Genomic DNA, 22,743 nt, shown 5'->3' with positions numbered 1-22,743 from the left:
CCCAAAACAACGGTGGGAGCCAGCAAACTGGCTCCCACAGAAGTCCTGCGGTGTTGCGGGTTACTCGATGAAAGTAACCACGCCATCTTTCAGCGATTTCACGCGAGCCAGCGACTCGACGCGGTAACCCTGCGAATCCAGCTCCGCACGGCCGCCCTGGAACGACTTCTCGATCACGATGCCCAGGCCCGCGACGGTGGCGCCGGCTTGCTTGATGATCGAGATCAGCGCCTGGGACGCCTTACCGTTGGCCAGGAAGTCGTCGATGATCAGCACGCGGTCGCTGCTGGTCAGGTGACGCGGGGAGATGGCCACGGTGCTTTCGGTCTTCTTGGTGAACGAGTAAACGGTCGCCGACAGCAGGTTTTCAGTCAGGGTCAGGGACTGTTGCTTGCGGGCGAAGATCACCGGCACGCCGAGGTTCAGACCGGTCATGATCGCCGGGGCGATGCCCGACGCTTCGATGGTGACGATTTTGGTGATGCCGGAATCCTTGAACAGCGAGGCGAATTCGTCGCCGATCAGCTTCATCAGGGCCGGGTCGATCTGGTGGTTCAGGAAGGCGTCGACCTTCAGGACCTGGTCGGAAAGCACGATGCCTTGTTCGCGGATTTTCTGGTGCAATGCTTCCATGAAGCTGTCCTCATTTGGCGCTTTGTGCGCCGAAGGTCTAGTAAAAAGTGGTCAATTCTAGCGCTTTAACATCGCGCGTATATCAGCCAATGCGCTATTGCCCCGCACGGCTTTGACTTCGGTCGGTGTGTCGTCGTTGCCTTCCCAGGCCAGGTCGTCCGGCGGCAGCTCATCGAGGAAGCGGCTTGGCGCGCAGTCGATGATCTCGCCGTACTGTTTACGCTTGGCGGCGAAGGTGAACGCGAGGGTCTGGCGTGCGCGGGTGATGCCCACGTAGGCCAGGCGGCGTTCTTCTTCGATGGTGTCGGCTTCGATGCTGGAGCGGTGCGGGAGGATTTCCTCTTCCATGCCCATGATGAACACGTAAGGGAATTCCAGTCCCTTGGACGCATGCAGGGTCATCATCTGCACGCCTTCGGCGCCGTCTTCCTCTTCCTGCTGACGTTCCAGCATGTCACGCAGGACGAGTTTGCCGATGGCGTCCTCGACGGTCATTTCGCCGTCTTCGTCTTTTTCCAGGGTGTTCTTCAAGGCTTCGATCAGGAACCAGACGTTGCTCATCCGGTAGTCCGCGGCCTTGTCGCTGGAACTGTTGGTGCGCAGCCAGTTCTCGTAGTCGATGTCCATGACCATGCTGCGCAGGGCGGAGATCGGGTCTTCGCCGGCGCACTGCTCGCGCACCTTGTCCATGAAGCGCTTGAAGCGCGACAGACGATCGGTGAAGCGGCTGTCCAGATGCTCGCCGAGGCCGAGTTCGTCGGTGGCGGCGTACATCGAAATCTTGCGTTCGGTGGCGTAGTTGCCGAGTTTTTCCAGGGTCGTCGAGCCGATCTCGCGGCGCGGCACGTTGATCACGCGCAGGAAGGCGTTGTCGTCGTCCGGGTTCACGATCAGGCGGAAGTAGGCCATCAGGTCTTTCACTTCCTGGCGGCCGAAGAAGCTGTTGCCGCCGCTCAGACGGTACGGCACCTGATGGTGCTGCAGTTTCAGCTCGATCAGCTTGGCCTGGTAGTTGCCGCGATAGAGGATCGCGAAATCACTGTACGGGCGATCGGTGCGCAAGTGCAGGCTGAGGATCTCCATCGCCACGCGTTCGGCTTCGGCGTCCTCGTTGCGGCAGCGGATCACGCGGATCTCGTCGCCGTGGCCCATCTCACTCCACAGCTGCTTTTCGAATTCGTGCGGGTTGTTCGAGATCAGTACGTTGGCGCAGCGCAGGATGCGGCTGGTGGAGCGATAGTTCTGCTCCAGCATCACCACTTTCAGGGACGGATAGTCGTCCTTGAGCAGCATCAGGTTTTCCGGCCGCGCGCCGCGCCAGGCGTAGATCGACTGGTCGTCGTCGCCTACCACGGTGAACTGGTTGCGCTTGCCGATGAGCATTTTCACCAGCAGGTACTGGCTGGCGTTGGTGTCCTGGTATTCGTCGACCAGCAGGTAACGCACCTTGTTCTGCCACTTTTCGAGGATGTCGGCGTGCTCTTCGAAGAGCTTCACCGGCAGCAGGATCAGGTCGTCGAAGTCCACCGCGTTGAACGCCTTGAGCGTGCGCTGGTAGTGGGTGTAGACGATGGCAGCGGTCTGTTCCTTGGGGTTGCGGGCGTTTTCCAGGGCTTCGGCCGGCAGGATCAGGTCGTTCTTCCAGGCGCCGATCATGTTCTTGATCTCGTCGACGCCGTCGTCGCCCGCGTATTCCTTCTGCATGATGTCGGTCATCAGCGACTTGACGTCGGTTTCGTCGAAGATCGAGAAACCGGGTTTGTAGCCCAGCCGTTCATGTTCCTTGCGGATGATGTTCAGGCCCAGGTTGTGGAAGGTGCAGACCGTCAGGCCACGACCTTCGCCGGCACGCAGCAGGGTGCCGACCCGTTCCTTCATCTCGCGCGCGGCCTTGTTGGTGAAGGTCATGGCGACGATGTACTGGGCACGGATGCCGCAGTTCTGGATCAGGTGCGCAATCTTGCGCGTGATCACGCTGGTCTTGCCGGAGCCAGCACCGGCGAGCACCAATAGAGGGCCGCCGACGTAGTTCACGGCTTCTTGCTGCCGGGGATTGAGTCGGGACATACGAAAATTCGGGAGTCGTTGACGAAATGGGCCGGCATTTTAACAGGCTCAGCGATTTGTGCTGCTCTCTCCGACTTGTGACGCAGCACGCGATTCAAATTTGCCGGTTTTGTTACTTTCACGCAGGATGCGCGGTGATTTTGCGGCTAATGTTCTCATTCGTGACACAAAATAACGTTTTGATAACCGTTGTCATTTGGTCATTGGTTGGCAGAACGGCATAATGCCCGCCGCCCACATCATTGCAGAGTCTAGGGAGTCAGCTTGACTACGCCTGTCGAACCCTTGCGTTTGCTGCTACTGGCCGAAGAGCCAGCGTGGACAGCGTTATTGCGCGAGTGTCTGGCTCCGTTGGGGAGTGCGGCGGTGCTGATCAGCGCGCCGAACTGGGAGTCGGTCAGCAGTCTGTTCGAAGACAACCGCCATGCGGTGTTGTTGACCGTTCCTGCTTTGCAGCCGGCGCCCGGCCGGTGCAACCTGCCGACGGTGTTGCTGCTGGAGCACGAGCCGGCGACCGCACCCGATGGCGTCAGTGACTGGCTGGTGTTCGATGCCCTCGATGCCGGCATGCTTCGCCGTTGCCTGCGCCATGTGCGCGAACGCGGCGTGCTGGAAAACACCCTGCAACGCCTGGCCGAACAGGATCCCTTGACCGGCATCGCCAACCGTCAGGGTTTCCAGACTCTGCTCACGGCTCGGCTGGCCGAAAACGACGGTCGCGGCCTGGCCCTCGGGCACCTCGATCTCGACAACTTTCGTCACGCCAACGACGCCCTCGGCCATCAGGCCGGCGACCGCCTGATCCTGCAAGTCGTCGCACGGCTGAAAAGCCAGCTGGAGGCCGGCGATCAACTGGCGCGCCTGGGCAGCGACGAATTCGCCTTGCTGATCGACACCCGCCGCGCCCCGCAACGGGCTGAATGGATGGCCGAACGCATCACCGAAGCCTTGGCCGAACCTTACTGGGTCGATGGCGAAAGCCTGCTGATCGGCTCCAGCCTCGGTATCGCCCATGCCCGCGCCCAGGGCGGCGCCGATCCGTTGATGTGGCACGCACACATCGCCATGCAACAGGCGAAGAGCACGCAAGGCTGCACCTTTCACATCTTCAACGAGCGGATCAACCGCAATGCGCGAAGCATGGCCGACCTCGAAAGCGAGCTGCGCCGAGCCTTGCGCCGCGACGAACTGGAACTGCATTACCAGCCGCGTCTGAACATGCAGGACGGCCAGATTGTCGGCCTCGAAGCGCTGGTGCGCTGGCGTCACAGTGAGCGCGGCTTGCTGCCACCGAGCGAATTCGTGCCGCTGGCCGAGCAGAGCGGTCTGATCGTGCCGCTGGGTTACTGGGTGATTTCCCGGGCTCTGCGTGACATGCAGGCCTTGCGCGAACGCGGATTGCCGGCGCTGCACATGGCGATCAACCTGTCGTTCCGCCAGTTCCAGGACAGCCAGTTGCTACCGACGCTCAGTCGTCTGATCGCCGAGCGCGGTGTCGAGGCGCAGTGGCTGGAATTCGAACTCACCGAAACCGCCGTGATGCGCCGCAGCGACTTGGTCAAACAGACCATGGACGCCCTTGGCCGCCTTGGCGTGCGCTTCTCGCTGGATGACTTTGGCACCGGATTCTCGTCGTTCGTGCACCTCAACAGCCTGCCGATCACCTTGCTGAAGATCGACAAGAGCTTCGTCGGCGGCATGGAGCAGCGCGAAGAAAACCGCAAACTGGTGCACGCGATGATCAATCTCGCGCACAACCTGCACCTGGAAGTGGTGGCCGAAGGGGTGGAAACCCCGGAGCAGATGGAATTGCTGCGCGGGTTCGGCTGCGATCAGGTGCAGGGGTATCTGATCAGCAAGCCGTTGCCGTTGGCGGAGCTGGTTGAATACCTGACCTTCGATGCGAGTCAGCAGCCGCCGCTGGAAATCGTGGTTTAACCACAGAACCCTGTGGGAGCAAGCCTGCTCCCACAGGGAAACACCTATTCAGGCTGGGCGACGGCGAACGGCTTCGAGGGTGCGGGCTCCAGACGAATCATCCGCTTCATCTTCCATTCGAACGCCAGCGTCAGGCTGATCGCCGCGCACGCCAGCCCCAGCGCCAGTCCCCACCAGACGCCAGTTGGCCCCCAATGTAGATGGAACGCCATCAGCCACGCCGCCGGCGCGCCGATCAGCCAGTAGCAACCGAGTCCGACCAGAAACGTGGTTTTGGCATCCTTCAGCCCACGAATACAGCCCATGGCAATGGTCTGCGTGCCGTCGAACAGCTCGAACCACGCCGCCACCGCCAGCAGGCTCACGGCCAGACGAATCACCTCGGCAAAGGCCGGGTCGTTATGGTCGAGGAACAAACCGACCAGCTGATTCGGCAGCAACCAGAACACCATCGCAAACCCCAGCATCACCACTGCACCGAAGACGATGCCGACCCGCCCGGACATCCGCGCATCGTTCAATTGCCCGGCGCCGTAATGCTGGCCGACGCGCATGGTGATCGCATACGACATCCCCGCCGGCACCATGAACGCCACCGAGACGATTTGCAGAGCGATCTGATGCGCCGCCAGTTGCGTACTGCCCATGGTGCCCATGCACAGCGCCGCGAAAGCGAACAACCCGACCTCCACCGCGTAGGTGCCTCCGATCGGCAGACCCAGGCGCCAGAGTTCTTTCAGGTACTGCCGGTTTGGCCGCGACAGGCCCTCGCGCAGCGGGTAAGCGTCATAGGCCGGATGCCGACGGATATGCCACGCCAGCGCCAGTGCCATGCAGTTGGCGACAATCGCCGTGACCAGTCCGATACCGGTCAGCCCCAGCTTTGGCAGGCCGAACATGCCGGTGATCAGCGCGTAATTGAGCAGGAAGTTGGCCACGGTGCCGGCGAGGCTGATGACCATCACCGGTGTCGCCCGGCCGATGGCGCTGGTGAAGCCGCGCAGGGCCATGAAGCTCAGGTAGCCGGGCAGGGCAAACGGCAGCGCGATCAGAAACTGCCCGGCCGCGTTGACGTTGGTCTCGGTCTGGCCGAACAGCAACAGCACCGGTTTCAGGTTCCACAGCAGCAGCCCGGCACCGAGCGCCATCAGCCACGCCAGCCACAACCCGGCCTGGGTCAGCTTGGCGGCGCCGATAATATCGCCGGCACCCTGACGGATCGCGACCAGGGTGCCGACCGCCGCGATCACACCGATGCAGAAGATCGACACGAACGAATAGCTCGCGGCGCCCAGACCGCCACCGGCCAGCGCTTCGGGGCTGAGGCGGGCCATCATCAGGGTGTCGGTCAGCACCATCAGCATGTGTGCCAACTGCGAGGCAATCAACGGCCCCGCCAGCCGCAGGATGGCCCAGAGTTCGGTACGCACAGGACGCTGCATGGTGTTCACATCCGTATAAAGAGGGAGCAAGAGACCGTCGATTCTCAGGGTTTGGCGCGGCTTGCACAAAGGGATAAAAAGGATGGGTGGCATGATTAAAACTCATCCAGGAGCAATTCTGCTAAGTTGGCGCAATCCCGCCATTGGAGCGCTGTACATGTCCCGTCGCCTTCCACCCTTGTATGCCCTGCGCGCATTCGAAGCGGCGGCACGCCATAGTTCGTTCACCCGGGCCGCCGAAGAACTGTCGATCACTCAAAGTGCGGTCAGCCGGCATATCCGCACGCTCGAAGAGCACTTCGCCTGTCGGCTGTTCCATCGCAGCGGACGCAATTTGCAACTGACCGAATCGGCGCGCTTGCTGCTGCCGGGCATCCGCGAGGGGTTCGCCGCGCTGGAGCGAGCCTGCAATACCTTGCGCGCCGAAGATGACATCCTGCGCATGAAGGCCCCGTCGACCCTGACCATGCGCTGGTTGCTGGCGCGGCTCAGTCGCTTTCGCCATTTGCAGCCGGGCAATGAAGTGCAACTGACCAGTGCCTGGATGGACGTGGATTCGGTGGACTTCAACAACGAACCCTTCGATTGCGCGGTGCTGCTGAGCGATGGGCATTTTCCGCCGGACTGGGAGGCCAGCCTGCTGTTCCCGGAAGAGCTGATTCCGGTCGGCGCCCCGAGTCTTTTGCACGACCAGCCCTGGGATGTGGCGCGACTGGCCAGCGCTGAATTGCTGCACCCGACGCCGGATCGCCGCGACTGGCGCAGTTGGCTGGAGCACATGGGACTGTCGGATCAGGTATCGCTCAAGGGTGGGCAGGTGTTCGATACCCTGGAACTGGGGATGATCGCGGCGGCCCGGGGTTATGGCGTGTCGATGGGCGATTTGCTGATGGTGGCCGAAGATGTCGCGCAAGGGCGTTTGAGTCTGCCGTGGCCGACGGCAGTTGCCAGCGGGCTTAATTATTACTTGGTATGGCCAAAGACCCGTCCGGGAGGTGAACGTTTGCGCCGGCTCAGCGACTTCCTGCAAGGCGAAGTCCACGCCATGGTGTTGCCGCCGGTCACGCGCTTGAGCTGAAACGTTCGAGCCGCCACAATGCCGGCCTTCGGCCATAACCCCGCTGTGCACTCAAGTATTCGGCTTTACCGCCGAATACGTGCAAGTGGGACCGTCGTGCCGGTTCCAGGCTTCACCCCCATTATTAGAATTTTCCGAGCCGCGATCAGGGAGGATCCGCAGACTCGGCCAGGAGCTGTCCATGTCTCAACCTCGCGCCCGGATCGCCTCGCAGCTGGGCCTCGCGCTCGCCGTGATACTGGCGGTTGTCATCAGTGGCAGTACGGTGTTCGCCCTGCGTTCGCTGGACACCGCCAACCTCGCCACACGTGAAGAACACCTGGCCAGCGAGGCACGTCTGCTCGCCGACCAGTTGAGCACCTTCCACGGCACGCTGCGTGAAAGCACCCAGCGCCTGAGCGGGTTGTTCGAGAAGCGCTTCAGCGCGGGCCTGAGCATTCACCCGAGCGAGCCGGTCAGTGTGGCGGGCACCCAGACCCCGGGCCTGCACCTGGGCAGCGAAGTGTTGAACAACAACTTCAAGGAAGTCGACGAGTTCAAGCAGATGACGGCGGGCGTTGCCACGCTGTTCGTGCGCAGCGGCGAAGACTTCGTGCGGGTCAGCACCTCGCTGACCAAACAGGATGGCACCCGTGCCATCGGCACCTTGCTCGATCACGCTCACCCGGCTTATGCGAAGTTGATGGCGGGGCAGGGCTACGTCGGCCGTGCGCTGCTGTTTGATCGCTCCTACATGACTCAGTACACCCCGGTGCGTGACAGCAGCGGCAAGGTGATCGCGGTGTTGTTCGTCGGCTTCGATTACACCGACGCGCAAAACGCCCAGTTCGATAACCTCAAGCGTTTCCGCATCGGCCAGAGCGGCTCCCTGGCGCTGCTGGACGAACAGAATAAATGGCTGGTTGCGCCAGCGGGCGTGCAGGCGCCGGATCAAGCGGTGCCGGTGGTCAACGGTCTGGCGAAGACGCCGGGCAAGGGCCGGTTCTGGAGCGACAAGTCCGAAGACTTCTACAGCATCGCCGTACCGTTCGAGGGTGGACCATGGTCTGTGGTGGCGAGCATGCCGAAATCCGAAATCCGCGAAGTGACCTGGAGCGTTGGCATCCAGTTGGCCATCGGCAGCCTGCTGGCGATGCTGATTGCGGTCGGTTCGGCGGTGTGGCTGCTGCGCAGCAAACTGCAACCGCTGGGTGATCTGGTGCGTCAGGCGGAAGCCCTGGGTGCCGGCGATCTGAGCGTGCGCCTGAACGTGTCGAGCAACGATGAAATCGGTCAGTTGGCCCGTGCCTTCAACCAGATGAGCCAGGCGCTGTCGACCATGGTCGAGCACATCCGCCGCGCTTCGGAAGAGGTCAACAGCCGTGCGCAGGCGCTGTCCGGTTTGTCCGGCGGCGCGTATGAAGGCATGGAGCAGCAGTCCGGCGAGATCACCAGCATGGCGGGTGCGGTTGAAGAGTTCTCCGCCACCTCGCTGAACATTGCCGACAACATGGGCAACACCCAGCGTCTGGCCCAGGAAAATGCCCAGCAGACCCAGATCGGTCGCAGCTCGATGGAAGAAGCGTCGTCCTCGCTGGAGCAGATTGCCGGCGCGCTGAACACCACCGCGACTGTAATCAACACGCTCGGTCAGCGCTCCCAGGAAATCGGCGGCATCGTCAGCGTGATCACCTCGATTGCCGAACAGACCAACCTGCTGGCACTCAACGCTGCGATTGAAGCGGCCCGTGCCGGTGAACAGGGTCGCGGTTTTGCTGTGGTGGCTGACGAGGTGCGCAATCTGGCGTCGCGTACCCGTCAGGCGACTGACGAAATCTCCGGGATGATCCACAGCATCCAGCAGGAAACCGGCAACGCCATCAGCACCATGGAGCAGGGCAACGTGCTGATGCAGGAAGGCCTGTCGCGCAATGCCAACGTCGCGTCGGCGCTGGCGCGGATCGATGAGCAGAGTCGTTCGGCGGGTCAGCAGTTCGCGGCGATCACCACCGCGACGCAGGAGCAGAGCAGCACCGCGACGTTGTTGAGCAGCAATCTGCAGAGCATCGCGATGGCCAACAGCGAGCAGCGCGAAGTGGTGTCGAACCTGGCCATTACGGCGAAGGAGCTGGAAAGCCTGGCGGCCGACCTGCGCCAAGAGGTCGACCGCTTCCGCTGAGAGGGCGTATCCGCTTACTGGTACGCGCAGAGGTCTTCGCTGGAGTCGACCTCTCCCCATTCTCCCGTGTAAGCAACGGCTTCGACGGGAACCTGGCCAGCATCGATGACGCGCTGCAGCGTGTTGGTCATGTGCATCTTGTCGCGTTGTTCCGGGGTCAGTTCGGCTCGTAGCCGAACGACCTCTGCCCAGCCCTCGGGGGTGAAGCGCAGCAGTCCCATGTATTGGCCCTGAACTTCGTCCACCGATTGCGGCTTGTTGCCGATTTCTGCCAGCGTACCGGCGTCGGTCAGGCGGAACGTTTCGGCATCCAGCAGCGGATCACCGAAACGTTGCGTCCACAGTTCCAGCCAGTTGGGGTCATAGGTCACCGCCAGTGATGCCGTGTTGGCCATCAACGACTGAACGGCCGCCGGGCTGTAGAAAATATCGGAATAACTCACGAGGCACGGCTGCCCCTGCAGCCACGATTCGGCGCAGGCCAGTGACGACACCATGTTGGTGTCCGCCCAGCGCGGGTTGTGAAACTCGATCAGGCCACGGTCGGCCAGCAACTCACGCTTATAGCCGGTGACCACGGCGATTTCACTGATACCGGCCGCGCGCAGGGACTCCAACTGCCATTCGAGCAGGGGTTTGCCCCGCAACTCGACCAGGCACTTGGGCCGCTCATCCGTGAGGCTTTTCATGCGACTGCCACGTCCGGCAGCCAGAATAATGGCTTTCACAACACGTCTATCCCGTGGGTTATTGAGAGGAGTGGGGTTCGCCGAACAACTGCCGGATTCGCTGAAGATCGTGGAAGGCAAAGTCCGCTTCACGTTCCGGGTGCCACATCCATCCTTCCCACGGCAGCTGAAGGTGGCGGACGGCTTCGATTTCCCCGTCTTCGCTACGGGCCATGACTTCAAACCCCTGCGGGCAACTGGCAAGAGCGAGGCCGTGATAGCTGTTCACTTCGGCGACGATCCGGCCGGACAACTGATGCCGGGTTCGCACATGACCGGTGACCGGTTTCAGCTCGCCGCCGGACCAGTGCGCCAGCATCTGCATGCCGCGACAAATGCCCAGCACTGGCAACTGACGCGCGCGCGCGTGATCCAGCAGCTCGCTTTCTGTACGGTCGCGGGCCGGGCACTGACCGATGTCATTGCCCCCCGACAGCACAATGGCGTGTGGCGCGACAGCCGCCAGCCAGTGATCGAGCGGCAAACCGTTGGGCACCGGCACCGGGACAAAACCGGCTGCCAGAAGGAAACCGATCAGTCGCTGATCCAGCGCATCACGGGTTTCTCCGCGTTCCGGATGACTGTCCACTCGCTGACTGACGGCGACAACCTTCATGTCATCATCTCCACCCGGCGGCCCGGGCAATCCAGGTGCAGGAAATCTGCGGTCGACCAGCGCCGGTAAAGCACTTCACCCGCACCAATGACGGCCGGCAAGCCCAGTTCGCCGGCACGGATCGCCATGTGCGAATTGGCACCGCCCCACGCTGTGATCAATCCGGCAATCGGGTAGGCGAACAGCCAGTCGAACCCCGGATCCGCGTTGGGAATGCAGACGATCGCCCCGGCGAGTTTGTCCCGGTCGTCGCACAGCACCACCGGCGCGGTCACGCGTTTCTGGGTGATGAAATTGGGCGCCGTTTCCGGCCACTCGAAACTCCAGACATCTTCCGGTCGGGTGATCACCGGCGGCAGGGAGACCTTGAGCGTCTCGGCATAGCGCGCCTTGCCCTGTTCGATGCTGCGCAGCAGCACCTCTTTCGGATCCGCTGCCGCCACGTGCAGTTCGGTGAAGGCGCGGATATCGCAATAGGCCAGGTCTTCGCGACCGATGCCGTGCTCGGCACCGACTTGCGCAATCAACGCCAGCGCGTCGGAGAGATTGCGGGTGAAGTGAAACTTGGCCAGTTCCCGCAGTTCGATACCGTTTTGCAGGAAGTCCAGCAAACCGACCGGATCGGGCTGCAAGCCATGGGCTTCGAGCAGTTTCACGATCTCGCGCATCTGTGGCAGCGTCAGCGAAAACGGTTGAAGCGGTTCCGGAGCGGCCGGACGTTGAGTCCAGTCGAAATAGAGTTCCGGCGCTTCATCGTAGCGGGGTGAAAGGATGTCGTAGGTGCCCGGTCGCAGATGCCCGTAACGTGCCAGGAAAGTCGTCTTGTCGAGCGTCGCCCGGTCGCGTGCCAATTGCCCGCTGACGGTGGAAACACCGGCCATGAACGCATCGTAGTCTGCCTGCGAAAACACACCCACGGTCACCAGCGACCTGAGCATCTGCACGGCGACGAAGCCGGCGCGCGCCAGACCGGCGAAGGGCAGGGTGCCGTAGCGTTTCGCATCTTCCAGCAGCCAGTAAATGCGCTCCAGCGGATCGGCATCGGAAGCCAGCAACTCATCACGGCGGGCATTGAGCACATCGAGTTTGTTGGCATCGCTGCGCCACAGACCGTCCTTGGGGTGGACGATACGGTTGGTCAGTTTGCGCAGGCTGGTGCTGATCGCGTCCAGCTCGTGGGGCTGGAAGCCTGCATCGGCGAGGCGCTCCAGTTGTTGCGACAGGTCGAGGGTGTAGCACGAGAACACGATCTCGAACTCCACCTTGTCGTGGAGTGTCGGTTCAGCCAGCAACCGATCGATGTAGTAGTCGACCAGCCGCCCGGCCAGATCTTCATCAAGGTCTGCCGGAATGAAGGAGTTGAACGACAAACGCACATCGATATAGGGCAGGCCGAAAAAATGCGGCATCAGCGGAAAGCTGCGCAGGTTGCGGTAGCCGTAGTTGTGACGTTGGTACGCCCAGATGGAGTCGGTCACCAGGTCCCGGTACAGCGAGAGTGCCAACGGTTTGGGCCGGATACCGATGATCTCGGCCGGGTTCCAGTCAGGCATCACGCCATAGACCGTGCGCTGGCCGATCAGGAAAGGATGTGGTCGCATGCCGCGCGCCACTTTGCGCTGAATGCTTTCCAGACGGGCCGATTGCTCTGCATCGGATTCCGGACGGGAAGGCAGAATCAGCGGCCGGGCCTGTAACAGCCAGAGCACTTCGCCTTCGGTTTCACGGGTGACTGCAAACTCGCAGTCGACAGGCCCGCCACCGAACAGCTCCAGCAACTCTTCGAGCAAGCCGACCACAGGCGCGAGCGCCGCTGGCGCTGAAACCTTGCTGTGGGCCGCCTGCTGCCAGAGCCGACCGCCCATGCCACCGGTCACCGAGGCCGTGTCGCTGCCTTCCGACCAGTTCACCACCCGATATGGCGCGCAGGTGTTGGGGTCGTGGGAAAACGCCACGCCGGAGCGCAGCACATTTCCCAGCATGGGCTGGACCAGTATCTCGTCCGACGGATACACCTCGCCATAACTGGCGATGACCTGTTCAACCGCCGAGGCCAGCCCTGTGTCATCGACATCCGGGATCGACAGGAAGGCACCCGCGAAGGACGCCTGGGCGCTGTCCTCGCGTCCGCAGCTGGAACGCACGATCCAGGGAGCGGCAGGCAGCCGCCCCCGGATAGCCTGGACACAGGCTTGCCGATCCCGTTGCCAGTCCGCCACGGTGAATGCCAGCAGCGGCGCAATGCGGGCCGACGCGAGTCGTCCTTGCAGGCTGGACAGCGTGCCGGCCTTGGTAGAGAAATGCAGGGCCATCAGGCGTTATCTCAGCTGAGCGACCCAAATGTTCGTCGAGTACGGAATCTGGATCGAAGGCGTCTTCAGGCCTTTCAGGTAGTCGTCGATGGCGCTGATCACTTCGTGGAAGTTCGCACCGGCCTGACGCTCCAGCGTGGCGTGGGAGCGCCAGGCTTCCAGGCATTCTTCGATGCTCTGCTCGTGAATGACACGGGCGTCCAGGTGTACGACCGGGCCGAACAGTTCGCTGGCGTCGATCACGGCCGTCTGGTCTTCGCGACGGGTGCCGTAGCCATAACCCGGTACGCGCTCCTTGATGATGGCTTCGATCCGGGCCTGGATCGGGTCTTCGAGATTGCGGTGGTTCCACATGCAGGCGAACCAGCCACGAGGCTTGAGAATGCGCGCGGTTTCTTTCAGGGCCTGCTGGCGGTCGCAGACGTTGAACGAGCTGCCGAAGGTGACCATGTCGAACGCCTGGGTCGCTTGACCGGTCACTTCGCCGGTGCCTTCGTGCCATTTGACATTGGCCAGCTCGGCGGTGCGCTTGATGCCGTTGGCGCGCATCGCATCGTTGGGCTCCACGGCGGTGACGTCCAGGCCACGAGCGGCCAGCATCAGCGTCAGGTGGGCAACGCCAGCACCCACGTCGCAGAACTTGTCACCCTGTTCGGCACCTGCGATCGAGAGCATCGCGTCGATGGCGGCATCGGCGTAGTCAGGACGCTTCAGATAGGCGTCGGCCAGGGTGGTGTAATCCCATTCGGTTTTCATACCAGATTCCTTGTATAAATTTTATTGAGTAAATCGTCTGCCAGGCTTTGCCCGGAGCGCAGGGGGTCGAATTCAACTAGCCAGTCCGCCGCTTGCGGTTCATCAATGGGCAGGTCAAGTCCGGCAACGTTGTTCAGTTCACCGGCATGAAACCGACGGTAGATGCCCTTGGGATCCCGGCGGCTGAGTTCCTCTACCGGTACTTTCAGGTAAACCTCGAAATAACCGGGCAGATGGGCGCGGTTCCACGCATGAACTTCACGAAACAGCGAGATCGTCGCGATCACCACGGTGTGGCCTTGCGCCGCGATCATTCTGCAGAGATGGGCGTATTGCATGGCCAGCGCGAGTCGACCTTCACGGCCATGGTTCTGCGAGTTGGCGGCGGTGGCGCCGAACACCTCGCGCAATTCATCGCCATCGAGCATCACAACCGATTGGCCATCGCTGCGCAGACGGGCAACGAGCTCACCGGCCAGCGTTGATTTGCCGGCGCCGGAAAGGCCCGTAATCCATATCACCTGCGCGCGAGGGTCACATTTCATAGCATTCTGACCAGTGTTCCGTGTGGGTAAATGGCGTTGAACCTTGCTGCAGGTTCAACGCGCTTTATCTGTGTTCAGTCACGTTCTTTGATATTGCCAAAGGAGTCGATGGTTAACTGGCAGAACATCGAATCATGCTTGTTTTCGATCAAGTCATGAAACACATCCTGCGGTAACGGCAAGTTGCGGTACTGCGTTTCGTAGAACTTCTTGTATATAAAGTAATTGTCGTCGGGGGACATCAGGCTGAAGCCCAGTGCCAACTCTTTTAGTTCGTCGCCGTTTTTCGCAATGGGCAGCAGGTTATTCATCTGTTGCAGCCAGGCGTCGACAATCGGATTGCATTCATCGGAGGTCGGAACGTAATAGATTGGCAACTTGCACGAGTTGAGCATGAACGAAACACCACCGGTCGAGGCGTCGGTAATGATGGTGTCGCACTGCTGGTAGAAAACCGTGCTGCTGGTGCCTGGCTCGTCTATGGTGATCCAGTCATACACAGAGAGCTGTTTGCACAGGTCCTTCAGGGTTGGATGCTCGAGGTCGGCCATGTACGGACGCAGGATGAACCGGGCATGTGCAATCTGTGACCTGACGGCATTGATCACGGTTTGCAGGTTTTCGTACAGCGATGCGCCACTTGGGCAAATGCCCAATTGGGTCGGCAACAGCCCGACAACGTAGTCCCCCGACGCCTTGTTCGACACCGGAGCGGACTCGAAGAATCGGGGGACCTTGATTGGCAACGTCGCGACCGGACTTGTCTTGCGCATGTCGGTGCGCAATGCAATGCCATCGGCAATCAGGGATTTCAGGGCTTTTCTGTCGGGTCTGTAGCGTTGCAGGCCGGTTTTGATCAGGTCAAAACCTGATCGGGATGAAGCAATGACCACGTCCCAATAGGACGTCAGTTCGGCGTAGTAATACTTGTCCTTGGTCGGCATTCCGATATTGCCGTGGGTCATGAAGATGCCAAAGTTCGAATCGTCGAGCAGGCGGCCAACCCAGGCGTCGTTTGAAATGACGATTTGTGATTCCAGGTTCGAAATCTCTTCTACACCTACCTGCTGAACCGGGTAGTCGAGGATCTCTTCTGCCTCTTGCCGGCTCAGCCCCGTCTTGTCTGTTTGCAGGACGATGCAGTTGTAGGTGTTGCGCAGGGCATTGAGCGCAGGGATCAGGTATTCGAGGTATGTTTTGCCGCCACGGGTGACATTGCTGATCAGATAGACGTTTTTCATTATTGACTGGTACTTATAAAATTTGCCGTGGCAAAACAAAGTTGGATCAGCTAGGTGCGCGTGGACAATTAATTGATTGATATTGTCTTGGCGCGTTCGCCATCGAAATCTGTCATCGGCAGTTGTTTTAAGTCTGCCGTCTCATGACGATTTTAATTGATCAAGTATATTGCGCCCGGTGGGCTGAAGAGATCTTTTCCATGATGTGCCGCCTCCATTTTATATTGCTTTAAAGTTTGAGCTTTTAACTAAAGGCTCTGGTGCCTGATGAAGAGCGCCGTCGTTATATCACATCTTGGCTAATGGCTATCAGCGTGCGCGGACTTTATTTTCAGCCGGCACAGACCACTTGCAAACAGCCTGTCCATACCGTCATTGCGTCGCTGGGCGATACTGAAGCGCTTCGGCCAGATGTTCGCGGGAGATGGCATCAACCTTCTCTATATCGGCCAGTGTCCGTGCAACCTTGAGCAACCGATGCGCCGAACGCAGTGAAAGTGTCAGCCGTTCGCATGCAGACTCCAGCCAGTGTTCATCGGTTGTGGATAACTTGCAGTGTCTGCGCAACCCCGGCAGATCCAGAAATGCATTGGCGCAGCCTTGACGCTTTTGCTGTAGCTCCCGGGCTTCGGCGACCTGAATCGCTGCACTGGCACTGTCCTCGCCTGGTTTGATTGCCGGGTTCAATGCAGTGGCTTCCCTTGCAACGGTCAGGTGCAGGTCGATCCGGTCGAGCAACGGCCCCGACAGCTTGTTGCGATAACGCTGCACCATGTCCGGGGTGCACGAGCAACGCCCCGTTGGCTCGCCAAGATATCCACAAGGGCACGGGTTCATCGCCGCGACCAGTTGAAAACGTGCGGGGAAGCGCACGCGATCCTTCGCGCGCGCGATGACGATATGCCCGGACTCCAGAGGTTCGCGCAGAACCTCCAGCACCTTGCGATCAAACTCCGGCAGTTCGTCGAGAAACAGCACGCCGTGGTGGGCGAGGGTGATTTCGCCGGGCTGAGGTTTTGAGCTGCTGGGACAAAAAGAATTTGTTGAGAAAAACCAAGCCTACAGGCCTCATTCCTTTGTGTTTTCAAGAAGAATTAAATGAGGCGATGCGCAGTAATAAGTGAGACTTAGTTCGAAAACGGTGGAAATAGGTGAGACTGTCCTGATTCCAGATGTTTTTTGAGTTAGTCACCTTAGCGATGAGATGCTTGGGGGCGATGATTGTCCTGTTCACCAATCCCTGATCCACCTCTGTCACCTTATTCGGCTTGTACAGCAAGGCAATGGAACCTTGCTTCAGGTTGCGTGGATGAAAGCGTAGCTCTTCAACTGGATGCCTTGCTTGGCGTGTCACTGGCTAATGACTACGATCCGCACGATGTGCTTGAAGTGCATGCGACAACTGATGGCAAGGAAATGCCTTACGGTAGGTGGCTTGATATCATTCCTGCCGGTTCCGACTATACGGTGATCCACCGCAATGTTGCGGGGGCAAGTGGTTACTCGTTCACAACCTCCCACTGTGCCTCCCGCGACGAAGCGCGGGAGTTGGTTCAGAGTAAGGCCAGGGCTGCAGGTGTAGACGTTCAACCTGCAGAAATGATCAAGGGAGCTCCTTTACCTGCGGGAGGCTTTGAGCGTTGGTTCATTCTTCTGTGATCACAGGGAAGAGGCCAAACTACCGCGAGACCGATTAGGAACAACTGCATACATAGGAGCGCCCCTGCGGGATGTGTCCTCAGGCGGGACTTTTGTGGTAGTTACCCGACCCGCTCGAACCTGAGTACGTGAATCAGTACACAGGTCTCGTTGCTACATTGGTAATGCTCGATCCTACGCGCCTCATTGTCAAAGCTGGCCCAATTAAAAAAGGCGGACTTGGTAAGGTCTTACCTATTCCACCATTTCAGGACCGAGTCTCGCTTCTGGTTCGTTTCGTCTCGTTTATTTCCTTAGGAAAACTCGAAGGAATGAGGCCTGTGGGTTTGGTTTTTCTAATTACATATACCTTGCTTACTACTGTGACTCCTCGTCGAGCAGATGCTGGCCGCAGCATCGCAGCTGTTGCTGAAGCTCTGGTATAACCTGGTTTGTGAGGGTCGTTTTAGCCCATTCGGCGAAGTCGGGATCTGTCATTCGAGCAATCTCACGGAGCGCTATGTGGAGTCGCGCGAGTAAGGCGCCAGACTTTCTCGTCAACGCCCACTCAACCCAAGCCTTAGAGTCGTTTAGGTCCTGCCGAAGGTACGATAAAAGCGATTGCGTGATAGGTTCAACAATTCCAACGGCATGGCAGACAACTGAGCCACCAGTAAGTAGATCGTGATGCGGCAATTGCCCGAGCATTGGGTGGGAGGAGAGCAACGGAAAGCTCGCTGAGGCGATCTCTATAAGAAACGATTGTTCTATCCTGACCAGGCTGCCACTTTCATCCATGATTTCGGTTCGCACACCACACACATGAGAAAGTATTTGCCAAGGGGTAATATCCTCCAGCAACTCACCCACAGGTACGCCAAGATCGAGTATTTTTGACCCCCCCTTAACAAATAGCTCAATGACCGTATCCCTTACGACCCGAAATTTTATATAGCCAATTTCTGGATGAAGGCCGGCGTATGTCGTGCCTGGCGTCGGTGATTTGCTTTGGGGTTTTGTTTTGAGGAGTTTAAGCATAACTCCTATTGGTAATCCCTCATCCTCCGTTGATGCCTCAAGGAGTGCATGTGCTGCAATTACATCTCCAAGTGGCAAGCGAGATGCTGCGTCAATCAACCAAGTGGCCGCATCCGCTGGATCCTTTTCTGATCTTCTAATGATTTCGGATTTGATGAACCTCGAAATCTCGCTGGCGAGAAGTGCAGGCTGTCGAACGTAACTGATGTGCTCTGCCGTAACCTCATGAATAGCGGGTTTCAGGTAACCCGCTTCCTCAAGTAAATTCAATTCATCAGAGCTCAGCAGCTCCGACAGCGTGGCACGACGGATCCCAAATGTCCGATTGCATTCGGCAATCAGAGTTGGGTGTCGCGCGGCGTCCCTCGATTCAATGATCATGGCTTGAGCGACTTTTGCGAAGGTTCGAAGAAGATCGATGTCCTCAAATCTATCACGAGCGTATTGGATGAGGTCGGTGTTGAGCATTGGCAGGATGGCCAGAAAGGTTTCCTGACTTTCGCCCTCAAGGCTCGCAAAAGCCAATGCGGCTACGGAGCGGAGTACCCAAGGATGACGGTAATCTGGCGTGTAGAACGCCCCCTGCATGAGCACAAGACGCTTATCGAGCAAGGTCTGGACGGCATGAGCGAATTCATCGTTATCCAGCGGCTCTACTTCAACTCGCACCGCTCTGCGTCCGATTGGCGATTTGTTGCGGCCATTGGTGATCACAATTCGGCTTGCAACTGTTGTATCCAGTGCCACCACCAGCTTTAAATGGTTTCCAAACTTAGTACTCGATAGGTCCTCAATCTCCTTTCGGACTACTCTATCGTCACTGTTGAGCCCATCGATTGCCAGAATCAGGTCGGGGCCATTGGCGTCTGAAACCTGTTTTAACCAGTAACGGGCCTCATCCACCGTAACCGGCCAGTTAAGATGACTTTCTAAAGCATCCGCGATGCACTGAAGAATGCTGCTTCCTGTTTCGGTTTCTATGTATAGAGTCGCTCCAACCTCGTTGGAGACTGTCAGCTCGCATAACTCACGTAAAACGTTACTTTTACCTACCAGTGACGACCCCTCGAGCAATACGAGTTTCTGATTTTTCCTCAGGAAGTCGACAACCTTTTTTGTCGGTCGCCTTGGAATAAGAAAGTTTCGGCCGAAAGGCTGGTCGGTGTCCTCAATGGAGCCCGTCAGTTCCTCCATGTTCGCACTGGAGGCATGCAGTACCGCCTGCATCCAGACGGAAGAATTTGTGCCCATGAGAGTCTGAATTGCGAGCTTCAGGTCAGCCTTGGCTGCTTTTGAGGCGCTGTCCACTAAGGCGGTAAATGCCTGAGCATCCTTATCGACCGCTACCCATACACCACCGGTGTGCGTTTCAAGGTAACGCGTTTCAATGCCATTGCTGACCACCACCAATGGTGGTGTTGAATTAAGCGCACGAGCATACGAAAGACCTTGCTGACCATCATCGGGCTGGAGCTCTTCGCTCATCCTTTTGAGCTCAAGCACCGCCAGGGGCTTGTCCTCAACGAACAGCAGGACGTCGGCCCGCGACCTGACTGATGTGGGTTTTGAACCGTCAACCTTGATTGCAGCATGGCCAAACTTGAATTGGAACTGGATTTGATGGCGAATGGCGTGAGCTGGCATTAGGGGAAAGGCCAGTCTGATGGCCGAGTGGATTTCTGCTTCGAGATCGGTCTCGGTTGGTGCTGTAGTTAGCTGTGTCACTGTCATACTTGACTGCGTCCGTAAATGGTACTTCGTAAAAGTGGGGAATGTGCGCTCAAATCTGCTTGCTTTATCGAGCGACGACCGGAGTGAAAATATGGTGAGTATCATCCCTCTTTTCTTACAAGGTCGCGAATGCTCCGTCGCTGCTCAGTTTTCCGGTGAACGTCCGCAGGACTGGGATACCCATATAAACTACAGCGAGGTCTGTAGGGCATCCGACCTTGGCCTTACATCAGCACGAGGGAAAATTGAGGCACCAAAAACATAAACTGTTCGCCATTCCAACGTCGGTGACTCGAGGTCTCCGGGCCTCCTACCACCGGGGACTTTCACATCCATGAATGCTTAGCTGACTGGCCCAAGGGCATTTTTTTCATTTAGTATTTTTCAATTCTCCAGGACATTCAACGAGTTCCTTTACTTGCTTTTGCGAGATATTCGGATCGTTTACTGTATAATTATTCCTTTTAAGATTTATTATAGATATAGTTCCACGCTTGTACTTGCGATTTGTTCCAATGTACTTAATATCTATGCCTTTTTCCATTAGTGCAAGCGCGACCTTTCTTAGATTTTGGATGCGTGTATCTGGACCGCAAATTAAGGCATTTGATAGCGCTTCTTTATGTCGCCTCAGGGCGTAAGACCTCTTGGTATATTTTATCGATTTTTCCTCGAGGGCTTTAGTGACTCTATCCCTGTCTGCAGGCTTCACGTAGTATACGACAAGCTGTTCACTCGTATCCCGCTTTCCCTTATTTAGCTGTATAGGATTCTTTCGATGCTCTACGTAGTGCACCTCAGAAGTGAAAGGAGGATTTTCACCGACGTAAGTTAACACTACAGTGGGCTGGGCGTATTTAATGGTTTCCTCCTTGCCAAGACTCCAAGTAAGGATCCACTTGTTTTTTAGTATCGGAATTGCTTCCATCTTAGGTAACTTTGAAGTCTGTGCAATGATCGCGTTAATCTGACCCTCGGCAGATTTCGGGTCTACCTGACTCCATTTGCCTACATATTTATTGGGGTCAATTTTATTGGCATCAATAATCGGCTTGCCATACTCGTCATATAAGATTTTCCCTTTCTCTCTGACCCACGTCGTTTTTGACAGGCAGTCAACATCACGAGCCGAAATACATTGCACGGCTTGATATGCATCATTGGCTTCTGGGGAATACGCCTTGAGCTCGTCAGTTCCCTTTTGGACCAGTACGGCGCCAGATGACCTCAAGAATCCGTCTTTGATCGCTTGCTCATCACCCCCAGCCGCCGCCGCCGCGATGCCACCGGCAGCGCCGGCCATGGCCGCCTTTTTAAGTATCTCGCCAGCGTTACCCGCCGGCATTTGCGCAACTGATGAGCCATTCTGCGAAGTTACTGCAGCCAACAATCCAGCGCGCAGTGCCATGTCAGCGTTGCCGGTTTGGCGATAGGTTGACCAGGCAGCATATGCGGCGGCACCCGCAGGTCCACCGTATGCTGCTGCAACTGAAGCTGCTGCTGAATTGATCACCGAACTCTCTTGTGTGGCTTTAGCAAAGTTTTCTTCGCTGGAACTGAGTCGCTCAGTGCCAACTTGCCACATGGCATCGACGACTTTACCGTCTTGCATTCGCTTTACTGCACCGTCAAAGGCGTCCATTTCGGATTTGGCTTGATTTTCTACAAAGTGACCCGCCGCCTCTCCGGCATCGACAGCATCTTCAAAACTGCGCTTTCCCTGTTCACCGATATCGCGCCATGTCTTTACATAAGTCACAGTTGCATCGTTTGCTGCCGTATAGGTCGTCTTAACGGTATCCTCGCCCGCCTTTTGAACCGTTGCAATCACGTCTCCATTGGCTTTTTCCAATGTCCGGACCACGTCTCCGGCACTATTATGGATGGATGTAAGCGTATCCTCGCCGACCCGCAGGACTATGCGTGTCGCATCGCCACCGATACTTTCCACTAAGTCCTGTATCCCCGGTGGCAGCGGCATCCTAATATTTGGCAAGGGCGGTATTGTGATGGCAAAGGGGTCCAACGAAGGGACGTTGATTTGAAGCGATTTACCGACCTTTCCCATCTCGTCACAAAAACCACACGATAAAGCATATGCTGGCGGCGCGGACAGAACCGGTAGGAATGTCATGACCGCAGTCAAGAATCGGCAACTAGTCCTCATAGCTGTCCCTCTATTTATCAGTTTTACTTGACCATAGACCAAGAACTTTCTGTTCGAAGGACAAAGAGGGCATCCAATCTTCATGATTTTGCGATTCTTACTTTTTGCCTCGGCAAACCATCTTATTATTTAGAGCTGGTCTTCCCTATTCCATTAGCGGCGTCCCAAGCTGCCGTGATCTTCTCCAAACCACTGCTATGCTTAGGTGTTTCTGAATGGAGCCAGATCAGAATGTCAGGGGAATATTCACTATCGGATGTCTTGGAAAGGATGTACGAAAACCAGCTTGCCTTGGAGGCGGCGTTGATGGAGCTGACGCTCCATGCCGAGAAGCAGGGGCTAAACGAGGTAGGAGAAAATGTCCGCGGTGCGTTGTTCGCGATTGGTGAAAACGCTGGCCACATCAAGCAAGGTTTTGCAAAGCTTAGGTCTAACGGCCTTTAAACTAAGCCATTGCACTGCCAAATATTAAGGCGTTTTCAACGCATTGCGGCGGATCGGCCTGCTCCGGTGAGAAGGGCCGATCAGGAGCTTGATTTTACAGACGAAGGGCATCTGTAAATGTGCCACGCTGTTCTAGAATGAACTTCCCTTCTCCAATGTGATTGTGTTCGGAATGCGTCAGAGCAACCCAGCTTTCTGTGGAGCGCTCAAA

16 protein-coding genes and 1 pseudogene are annotated in these 22,743 nt (G+C 57.9%); 5 read left to right on the top strand and 12 right to left on the bottom strand.

What is annotated here, in order from left to right; translation table 11 throughout:
• Positions 1-60: 60 nt before the first annotated feature.
• Both AC07N4_RS17190 and rep read right to left on the bottom strand, forming a co-directional pair.
• Positions 61-633 (bottom strand): xanthine phosphoribosyltransferase, encoded by a 573-nt coding sequence (locus tag AC07N4_RS17190; RefSeq protein ID WP_007920398.1) that lies wholly within the window; start codon positions 631-633, stop codon positions 61-63.
• 57 nt (positions 634-690) lie between these two features.
• Positions 691-2,700 carry a DNA helicase Rep gene (rep, locus tag AC07N4_RS17185; RefSeq protein WP_085731399.1) on the bottom strand — a complete coding sequence of 670 codons (2,010 nt, stop codon included), beginning with the start codon at positions 2,698-2,700 and terminating at the stop codon, positions 691-693.
• 264 nt (positions 2,701-2,964) lie between these two features.
• Here rep and AC07N4_RS17180 point away from each other — a divergent pair, with 264 nt between their 5' ends.
• Positions 2,965-4,638 carry a putative bifunctional diguanylate cyclase/phosphodiesterase gene (locus tag AC07N4_RS17180; RefSeq protein ID WP_096817309.1) on the top strand — a complete coding sequence of 558 codons (1,674 nt, stop codon included), beginning with the start codon at positions 2,965-2,967 and terminating at the stop codon, positions 4,636-4,638.
• Between the two features lie 44 nt (positions 4,639-4,682).
• Here AC07N4_RS17180 and AC07N4_RS17175 read toward each other — a convergent pair whose 3' ends face one another.
• On the bottom strand, positions 4,683-6,080 hold the full coding sequence (locus tag AC07N4_RS17175; RefSeq protein ID WP_096817311.1) for a NorM family multidrug efflux MATE transporter: 1,398 nt from the start codon (positions 6,078-6,080) through the stop codon (positions 4,683-4,685).
• Positions 6,081-6,237: 157 nt separating this feature from the next.
• Between AC07N4_RS17175 and AC07N4_RS17170 the strand changes: the two genes are divergently transcribed.
• Both AC07N4_RS17170 and AC07N4_RS17165 read left to right on the top strand, forming a co-directional pair.
• Positions 6,238-7,158: a LysR substrate-binding domain-containing protein gene (locus AC07N4_RS17170; protein ID WP_273538012.1), complete on the top strand. Its 921-nt coding sequence runs from the start codon at positions 6,238-6,240 to the stop codon at positions 7,156-7,158.
• 181 nt (positions 7,159-7,339) lie between these two features.
• Entirely contained in the window at positions 7,340-9,316 is a 1,977-nt protein-coding gene (locus tag AC07N4_RS17165) for a methyl-accepting chemotaxis protein (RefSeq protein WP_102620718.1), read from the top strand.
• Positions 9,317-9,330: 14 nt separating this feature from the next.
• On the opposite strand, the gene AC07N4_RS17160 is transcribed toward AC07N4_RS17165, so the two are convergent.
• The 7 genes and pseudogenes from AC07N4_RS17160 to AC07N4_RS17130 form a co-directional block, all read right to left on the bottom strand.
• Positions 9,331-10,044, bottom strand: coding sequence for a phosphocholine cytidylyltransferase family protein (locus AC07N4_RS17160; protein WP_493065626.1), 714 nt, complete (start codon positions 10,042-10,044; stop codon positions 9,331-9,333).
• A 19-nt stretch (positions 10,045-10,063) separates the two neighbouring features.
• Positions 10,064-10,660: a gamma-glutamyl-gamma-aminobutyrate hydrolase family protein gene (locus tag AC07N4_RS17155; protein WP_493065627.1), complete on the bottom strand. Its 597-nt coding sequence runs from the start codon at positions 10,658-10,660 to the stop codon at positions 10,064-10,066.
• Positions 10,657-12,972, bottom strand: coding sequence for a PEP-utilizing enzyme (locus AC07N4_RS17150; RefSeq protein ID WP_493065628.1), 2,316 nt, complete (start codon positions 12,970-12,972; stop codon positions 10,657-10,659). Before AC07N4_RS17150 ends, AC07N4_RS17155 begins: the two co-directional genes overlap by 4 nt.
• Before the next feature lie 6 nt (positions 12,973-12,978).
• Positions 12,979-13,728 (bottom strand): class I SAM-dependent methyltransferase, encoded by a 750-nt coding sequence (locus AC07N4_RS17145; protein ID WP_096817321.1) that lies wholly within the window; start codon positions 13,726-13,728, stop codon positions 12,979-12,981.
• The gene (locus tag AC07N4_RS17140; RefSeq protein ID WP_096817323.1) at positions 13,725-14,273 is read right to left on the bottom strand and encodes an adenylyl-sulfate kinase; all 549 of its coding nucleotides are present in this window, start codon (positions 14,271-14,273) and stop codon (positions 13,725-13,727) included. Before AC07N4_RS17140 ends, AC07N4_RS17145 begins: the two co-directional genes overlap by 4 nt.
• 74 nt (positions 14,274-14,347) lie before the next feature.
• Positions 14,348-15,553, bottom strand: coding sequence for a hypothetical protein (locus tag AC07N4_RS17135; RefSeq protein WP_244142421.1), 1,206 nt, complete (start codon positions 15,551-15,553; stop codon positions 14,348-14,350).
• Positions 15,554-15,886: 333 nt separating this feature from the next.
• Positions 15,887-16,546 (bottom strand): annotated as a pseudogene (locus AC07N4_RS17130) (ATP-binding protein); the annotation flags it as partial.
• 273 nt (positions 16,547-16,819) lie between these two features.
• On the opposite strand from AC07N4_RS17130, the gene AC07N4_RS17125 reads away from it, so the two are divergent.
• Positions 16,820-17,173, top strand: coding sequence for a hypothetical protein (locus AC07N4_RS17125; protein ID WP_493065629.1), 354 nt, complete (start codon positions 16,820-16,822; stop codon positions 17,171-17,173).
• A 357-nt stretch (positions 17,174-17,530) separates the two neighbouring features.
• Here AC07N4_RS17125 and AC07N4_RS17120 read toward each other — a convergent pair whose 3' ends face one another.
• Together AC07N4_RS17120 and AC07N4_RS17115 are read right to left on the bottom strand one after the other, a co-directional pair.
• On the bottom strand, positions 17,531-19,921 hold the full coding sequence (locus AC07N4_RS17120) for a type I restriction enzyme HsdR N-terminal domain-containing protein (RefSeq protein WP_493065630.1): 2,391 nt from the start codon (positions 19,919-19,921) through the stop codon (positions 17,531-17,533).
• Positions 19,922-20,291: 370 nt separating this feature from the next.
• Positions 20,292-22,055, bottom strand: a complete 1,764-nt coding sequence (locus tag AC07N4_RS17115) for a hypothetical protein (protein WP_493184126.1) — start codon at positions 22,053-22,055, stop codon at positions 20,292-20,294.
• A gap of 264 nt (positions 22,056-22,319) precedes the next feature.
• Here AC07N4_RS17115 and AC07N4_RS17110 point away from each other — a divergent pair, with 264 nt between their 5' ends.
• Positions 22,320-22,532, top strand: coding sequence for a hypothetical protein (locus tag AC07N4_RS17110; protein WP_493065757.1), 213 nt, complete (start codon positions 22,320-22,322; stop codon positions 22,530-22,532).
• The last annotated feature ends 211 nt before the right edge of the window (positions 22,533-22,743 follow it).

It is taken from the genome of Pseudomonas sp. GW821-FHT09E04 (assembly GCF_059416185.1).
This window is presented reverse-complemented; position numbering and strand designations above follow the sequence as displayed.